Source organism: Stenotrophomonas sp. I18B00994 (assembly GCF_014145825.1).
Classification (GTDB): Bacteria; Pseudomonadota; Gammaproteobacteria; order Xanthomonadales; family Xanthomonadaceae; genus Stenotrophomonas; species Stenotrophomonas maltophilia.
In genome coordinates, this window is sequence record NZ_JACIUW010000045.1 from 1 (window position 1) to 2,500 (window position 2,500).

General features: G+C 53.7%; 1 rRNA gene (cut by a window edge). It reads right to left on the bottom strand.

Annotated features, from left to right (window positions below):
- Nucleotides 1-34: 34 nt before the first annotated feature.
- Nucleotides 35-2,500, bottom strand: a 23S ribosomal RNA gene (locus tag H4O10_RS22080) (it continues 414 nt past the right edge of the window).

A 2,500-nucleotide genomic window follows, 5' to 3' on the forward strand; every position in this document is an offset into this window, starting at 1 on the left:
ACGTTGTCGTAAAGCCAAGGCAACTTGAGGTTATATGGTCAAGCCGCACGGATCATTAGTATCAGTTAGCTCAATACATTGCTGTACTTACACACCTGACCTATCAACCACGTAGTCTACATGGTTCCTTCAGGGGGCTTGTGCCCCGGGAGATCTCATCTTGAGGCGCGCTTCCCGCTTAGATGCTTTCAGCGGTTATCGCTTCCGAACATAGCTACCCGGCAATGCCACTGGCGTGACAACCGGAACACCAGAGGTTCGTCCACTCCGGTCCTCTCGTACTAGGAGCAGCCCCTCTCAAATCTCCAACGCCCATGGCAGATAGGGACCGAACTGTCTCACGACGTTCTGAACCCAGCTCGCGTACCACTTTAAATGGCGAACAGCCATACCCTTGGGACCGACTACAGCCCCAGGATGTGATGAGCCGACATCGAGGTGCCAAACACCGCCGTCGATATGAACTCTTGGGCGGTATCAGCCTGTTATCCCCGGAGTACCTTTTATCCGTTGAGCGATGGCCCTTCCATACAGAACCACCGGATCACTAAGTCCTAGTTTCCTACCTGCTTGATCCGTCGATCTTGCAGTCAAGCACGCTTATGCCTTTGCACACAGTGCGCGATGTCCGACCGCGCTGAGCGTACCTTCGAGCTCCTCCGTTACTCTTTAGGAGGAGACCGCCCCAGTCAAACTACCCACCATACACGGTCCCCGACCCAGATAATGGGCCCAGGTTAGAACGTCAAGCACGACAGGGTGGTATTTCAAGGATGGCTCCGCCACAGCTAGCGCCATGGTTTCATAGCCTCCCACCTATCCTACACAGACGAACTCAACGTTCAGTGTAAAGCTATAGTAAAGGTTCACGGGGTCTTTCCGTCTTGCCACGGGAACGCTGCATCTTCACAGCGATTTCAATTTCACTGAGTCTCGGGTGGAGACAGCGCCGCTGTCGTTACGCCATTCGTGCAGGTCGGAACTTACCCGACAAGGAATTTCGCTACCTTAGGACCGTTATAGTTACGGCCGCCGTTTACTGGGGCTTCGATCAAGAGCTTCGCCTTGCGGCTGACCCCATCAATTAACCTTCCAGCACCGGGCAGGCGTCACACCCTATACGTCCACTTTCGTGTTTGCAGAGTGCTGTGTTTTTGATAAACAGTCGCAGCGGCCTGGTTACTGCGACCCTCTTCAGCTATAGCTCGCACGAGCCACCAAAAAGGGTGCACCTTCTCCCGAAGTTACGGTGCCATGTTGCCTAGTTCCTTCACCCGAGTTCTCTCAAGCGCCTGAGAATTCTCATCCTACCCACCTGTGTCGGTTTACGGTACGGTCTGCGTAAGCTGAAGCTTAGGAGCTTTTCCTGGAAGCGTGGTATCAGTGACTTCGCCATAAAGGCTCGTCTCGGTGCTCGGTCTTAGAGGATCCCGGATTTGCCAAAGATCCAAACCTACCGCCTTTCCCCAGGACAACCAACGCCTGGTACACCTAACCTTCTCCGTCCCTCCATCGCACTTACGCGAGGTGCAGGAATATTAACCTGCTTCCCATCGACTACGACTTTCGTCCTCGCCTTAGGGGCCGACTCACCCTGCGCCGATTAACGTTGCGCAAGGAAACCTTGGGCTTTCGGCGTGCGGGTTTTTCACCCGCATTATCGTTACTCATGTCAGCATTCGCACTTCCGATACCTCCAGCAGACTTCTCAATCCACCTTCAACGGCTTACGGAACGCTCCTCTACCGCGCATAACAAAGTTATGCACCCCAAGCTTCGGTTCTGTGCTTAGCCCCGTTAAATCTTCCCCGCAGACCGACTCGACCAGTGAGCTATTACGCTTTCTTTAAAGGGTGGCTGCTTCTAAGCCAACCTCCTGGCTGTCTGTGCCTTTCCACATGGTTTTCCACTTAGCACAAAATTTGGGACCTTAGCTGTGGGTCTGGGTTGTTTCCCTTTTCACGACGGACGTTAGCACCCGCCGTGTGTCTCCCATACAGTCCGTCTCGGTATTCGGAGTTTGCAATGGTTTGGTAAGTCGCGATGACCCCCTAGCCATAACAGTGCTCTACCCCCGAGAGGATACATATGAGGCGCTACCTAAATAGCTTTCGAGGAGAACCAGCTATCTCCGGGTTCGATTAGCTTTTCACTCCTAATCACACCTCATCCCCTACCTTTGCAACGGGAGTGGGTTCGGGCCTCCAGTGCGTGTTACCGCACCTTCACCCTGGGCATGACTAGATCACCCGGTTTCGGGTCTACTGCCCGCGACTATGCGCCCTTATCAGACTCGGTTTCCCTTCGCCTCCCCTATACGGTTAAGCTTGCCACGAACAGTAAGTCGCTGACCCATTATACAAAAGGTACGCAGTCACTCCTTGCGGAGCTCCTACTGCTTGTACGCACACGGTTTCAGGTTCTATTTCACTCCCCTCTCCGGGGTTCTTTTCGCCTTTCCCTCACGGTACTGGTTCACTATCGGTCGGTCAGTAGTATT